This is a genomic window from Mesorhizobium sp. M7A.T.Ca.US.000.02.2.1 (assembly GCF_003996995.1).
Lineage (GTDB): Bacteria > Pseudomonadota > Alphaproteobacteria > Rhizobiales > Rhizobiaceae > Mesorhizobium.
Genome location: NZ_RZTT01000446.1, coordinates 1 through 4,675 on the forward strand (window position 1 = coordinate 1; position 4,675 = coordinate 4,675).

The 4,675-nt window shown below is 63.4% G+C and carries 4 protein-coding genes; all 4 read left to right on the top strand.

Going from position 1 to position 4,675, the window contains the following annotated elements; translation table 11 throughout:
- Positions 1-77 precede the first annotated feature (77 nt).
- A complete protein-coding gene (locus tag EOD15_RS28895; RefSeq protein WP_127409066.1) occupies positions 78-1,556 on the top strand; it encodes an ABC transporter substrate-binding protein in 1,479 nt (492 codons plus the stop codon).
- Between the two features lie 13 nt (positions 1,557-1,569).
- Positions 1,570-2,517 carry an ABC transporter permease gene (locus EOD15_RS28900; protein WP_127269831.1) on the top strand — a complete coding sequence of 316 codons (948 nt, stop codon included), beginning with the start codon at positions 1,570-1,572 and terminating at the stop codon, positions 2,515-2,517.
- Entirely contained in the window at positions 2,514-3,383 is an 870-nt protein-coding gene (locus EOD15_RS28905; protein ID WP_127409067.1) for an ABC transporter permease, read from the top strand. The genes EOD15_RS28900 and EOD15_RS28905 overlap by 4 nt, the downstream gene beginning before the upstream one ends.
- A partial coding sequence (locus tag EOD15_RS28910; protein WP_148129678.1) for an ATP-binding cassette domain-containing protein occupies positions 3,380-4,675 on the top strand: 1,296 nt, incomplete at its 3' end. The genes EOD15_RS28905 and EOD15_RS28910, both read left to right, overlap by 4 nt.

Genomic DNA, 4,675 nt, shown 5'->3' on the forward strand with positions numbered 1-4,675 from the left:
CAATTTACTCCGTGACGAAATCACGCTTCTATCGCCCGGGTTCGAGCACGTGTCTGAAACGCATGGGGAGTCGCACGATGAAACTGTGGAAAACCATCCTGGCGGCCGCGGTGCTGTCGCTGGCCGCCGGCGCTTCCGCGTTTGCCGCGCGGACCGACCTGGTCATCGGCATTCCGCTCGAACCCCCGCATCTCGATCCGACCGCAGGTGCCGCCGCGGCAATCGACGAGGTTCTATATGCCAATGTGTTCGAGGGCCTGACACGCATCGGGCCCACTGGCGAGGTGCTGCCAGATCTGGCCGAAAGCTGGACCATTTCCGATGATGGAAAGGTCTACACCTTCAAGCTGCAAACCGGCGTGAAATTCCATGACGGCACCGACCTCGATGCCGGCGACGTGAAATTCTCGCTCGATCGAGCCCGCGCCGAAAATTCGGTCAACGCGCAAAAGGGCCTATTCGCGGCCATCGATACGATAGACGTCGTCGATCCGGCGACCGTCAAAGTAACGCTGAAGAACCCGCAGGGATCCTTCCTCTACAATATGGGCTGGGGTGACGCGGTGATCGTGGCGCCGGAATCGGCAGAGACCAACAAGGAGAAACCGATCGGCACCGGCCCGTTCAAGTTCCAGAGCTGGGCCAAGGGATCGTCGATCACGCTGGTCAAATCGGACAATTACTGGGGCACACCGGCGTCCCTCGACAAGGCCGAATTCCGCATCGTGCCCGATGCCGCGGCCTATGTGCCGGCCCTGCTTTCCGGCGACATCCAGGCTTTCCCGTTCTTCGATGCCGACAGCCTCGCGCAGGTCAAGGACGATCCGCGCTTCAAGGTGGTGATCGGCTCGACCGAGGGTGAGACCATCCTGTCGATCAACAACAAGAAGCCTCCTTTCGACAAGTTGCAGGTGAGGCAGGCGATCTCCTACGCGCTCGATCGCAAGGCGATCATCGACGGCGCCTCGGCCGGCCTCGGCCAGCCGATCGGCTCGCACATGTCGCCGGCCAGCAAGGATTATGTCGACCTCACCGGCCGCTACCAGCATGATGTCGCCAAGGCCAAGGAATTGCTGAAAGAGGCAGGCCTCGAAAACGGCTTCAAGGCGACGCTGAAACTGCCGCCGCCCGCCTATGCCCGCCTCGGTGGCGAAATCATAGCCTCACAACTTCGCGACGTCGGCATCGATCTGGAGATCATCCCGGTCGAATGGGCGCAGTGGCTGGATCAGGTGTTCACCAAGAAGAATTACGACCTGACCATCGTCTCCCACACCGAGCCCAACGACATCGATATCTATTCGCGCAAGGACTATTACTTCAACTACGACAACCCGGCCTTCGACAAGGTGATTGCCGATCTCGGCGTCACCTCCGACGAAGCCAAGCGCAAGGAATTGCTGGGGCAGGCACAGAAGATCCTGGCCGACGACGCCGTGGTCGGATTCCTCTACGAATTGCCGAAGGTCGGCGTCTGGGACGCCAAGCTGGAAGGCCTGTGGGAAAACGCCCCGATCCAGGCCAATGATTTGACCAAGGTGAAGTGGAGCGAGTGATCCCCCACCTTCCATGACCGCCTACCTCCTAAAACGCTTCGCCGTCGCGCTCGCCACGCTGGTGCTGGCTTCCATGGTGGTGTTCGCCGTCCTGGAGATCCTGCCCGGCGATCCGGCGCGGCTGATGCTGGGCCTGAACGCCAGTGCCGATCAGGTCGAGCTGCTGCGCAACCAGATGGGCCTCAACGCGCCGCTGGCCTTGCGCTACCTGCAATGGGCCGGCGGCCTGCTCAGTCTCGATTTCGGCCGCTCCTACACCTATTCGGTGCCGGTCATCGATCTGGTGCGCGAGCGGCTTGCCGTCTCGCTGCCGCTGGCGCTGATTGCGCTTGCGCTCTCCACCATCATCGCGATTCCCGTTGGCCTGTTTTCCGCCAGCCGGCGTGGACGCGCCGGTGATACGATTTCGATGGGCGCCGCACAGCTTGGCGTCGCCGTGCCCAATTTCTGGTTCGCGCTGATGCTGATCTATGTTTTCGCCGTCTGGCTGCGGCTGGTCCCGGCCGGTGGGTTTCCCGGCTGGAGTGCTGGCATCTGGCCAGCCTTGAAATCGCTGCTGCTGCCGGCGGTCGCACTTGCCTTGCCGCAAGCCGCGATCCTGGCGCGCGTTACCCGCTCGGCGCTGATCGAGGTGCTGAACGAGGACTATATCCGCACCGCCCGCGCCAAGGGCCTGCCCTATCGCGCAGTCTTGTGGCGGCATGCACTGCGCAACGCCATGATCCCGGTGCTGACCATTCTGGGCCTGCAGTTTGCCTTCCTGCTTGCCGGCACCATCATCATCGAGAATGTCTTTTACCTGCCCGGCCTCGGCAGGCTGGTGTTCCAGGCCATCACCCAGCGCGATCTGATCGTCGTCGAAAGCGTCGTCATGCTGCTGGTCGCCGCCGTCATCGCCGTCAACCTCCTCGTCGACCTTTCCTATGCGGTTGTCGATCCGCGCTTGAGAAGCCGGCAATGACACTGCAAATCGAGATGTCAGAAGAGACGTTTGGCAACATCCTGGGCAAGGCGTTCAGGGATACCGCCTTCGTGGCCGGTTTCGTCATCACGCTGCTGATCCTGGCAATGGCTGTAGTCTCTTATGGCTGGACGCCCTACGACGTCACCAAACTGGTGATATCGGACAAGACGCAGGCACCCTCGCTGGCGCACTGGTTCGGCACCGACCATTTCGGCCGCGACATTCTGTCGATGGTCATGGTCGGGGCCCGCAATTCGATTGCCGTGGCGCTGGTCGCGGTCGGCATCGGCATGGGGGTCGGCGTGCCGCTCGGCGCCTTTGCGGCGGCACGCGGCGGCCTCGTCGACGAGGCACTGATGCGGCTGAACGACCTCGTCTTCGCCTTCCCGGCTTTGCTGTCGGCGATCATGATCACCGCCATCTTCGGGCCAGGCGCGATCAACGCCATCATCGCCATCGGCATCTTCAACATCCCGGTCTTTGCCCGTGTCGCCCGGGCCGGCGCGCTGGCGATCTGGCCGCGCGAGTTCATTCTGGCCGCGCGCGCCGCCGGCAAGAGCAGCACGCAGATCACAATCGAACATGTGCTGCCCAACATCGCCACGCTGCTCCTGGTGCAAGGCACCATCCAGTTCGCGCTGGGCATCCTAGCCGAGGCCGGGCTTTCCTATCTCGGCCTTGGCGCGCAACCGCCAATGCCGAGCTGGGGCCGCATGCTGTTCGACGCGCAGACCCGCATGGTGGTGGCGCCATGGATGGCGATCTTTCCGGGCATGGCGATCGTTGTCGCCGTGCTGGGGCTGAACCTCCTGGGCGACGGCATCGCCGACATCCTCGATCCGAAATCGCGGCGGCAGCGATGAGCCTGCTCGACATCGAGAACCTGTCGCTGACCATCGGCGACACGCAGATCCTCAGGGGTGTGGAGCTTTCCATTGCGCCCGGTGAAGTGATGGGGCTGGTCGGCGAATCGGGTTCGGGCAAGTCGATGACCGCGCTGACGGTGATGCAGCTTCTGCCCCATGCCGCGCGCGCCACCGGACGCGTCACATTCGACGGCATCGACATCCTCACGGCGAGCGAGGATCAGATGTGCGCGCTGCGCGGCGACGATATCGGCATGGTCTTCCAGGAGCCGATGACGGCGCTCAATCCGGTCAAGACCATAGGCGAACAGGTTGCCGAAGGCATACGCTGGCACACCAAGGCCAGCCGCGCCGAGGCCGAAGACCGGGCGCGAAAAATGCTCGACCGCGTCGGCTTGCCCTCGGCGAAATTCCCTATGTCGCGCTATCCGCATGAACTGTCCGGCGGCCAGCGCCAGCGCGTCGTCATCGCCATCGCCTGCGCCCTGAAGCCGAAGCTGCTGATCGCCGACGAACCGACGACGGCGCTCGACGTGGTGCTGCAGGCACAGATCCTCGACCTGTTGCGCGACCTCGTCGCCGAAAGCCGCATGGGCCTGCTCCTGATCTCGCACGACCTCGCCGTGGTGACCGAGATGGCGGACCGCATCACTATCCTGCGCCGCGGCGAGGTTATGGAAGCCGGCGACACTGCGCGCACGCTGTCCGAGCAGCTCCATCCCTACACGCGCCAGCTGGCGCAGGCCTCGATGCATGTGCCGGCGCGCGCCAGGCCGCATGGCATCGAGACGAGCCGACCTTTGCTTCAGGTCGAAAGCGTGACACGCGACTATCCCGGACGGCGCACCTCATTGTTCAAACGCGCGCCTGGTATCCGCGCTGTCGACGATGTCTCGCTGTCGATGGCGCCGGGTCAGTCAGTGGCGCTGGTCGGCCGCTCCGGTTGCGGCAAGTCAACGCTCGCCCGCATGATCCTGGCGCTGGATCGGCCGACATCGGGTACGATCCGGTTTCACGGCGAGACCGTCACCGGCAAGAGCGAAGCCGAGCTGAAGCCGGCTCGCCGTGACATGCAGGTCGTTTTCCAGGATCCCTACGGATCCTTCGACCCGCGTCAGAAGGTCGAAAAACTAGTCGCCGAACCCCTGCATGTGCTGGAGAAGCAGCCGACACGCACCGAGCGCCGCGAAATGGTGGCGCATGCGCTGCACGAAGTCGGCCTCGGCATCAGCGACATGGACAAATACCCGCATGAATTTTCCGACGACCAGCTTGGGGCGGGTGATGAT

Coding starts and splice junctions, on each gene's coding strand:
- EOD15_RS28900 (WP_127269831.1), top strand. CDS start 1,570: ATGACCGCCTACCTCCTAAAACGCTTCGCCGTCGCGCTCGCCACGCTG.
- EOD15_RS28905 (WP_127409067.1), top strand. CDS start 2,514: ATGACACTGCAAATCGAGATGTCAGAAGAGACGTTTGGCAACATCCTG.
- EOD15_RS28895 (WP_127409066.1), top strand. CDS start 78: ATGAAACTGTGGAAAACCATCCTGGCGGCCGCGGTGCTGTCGCTGGCC.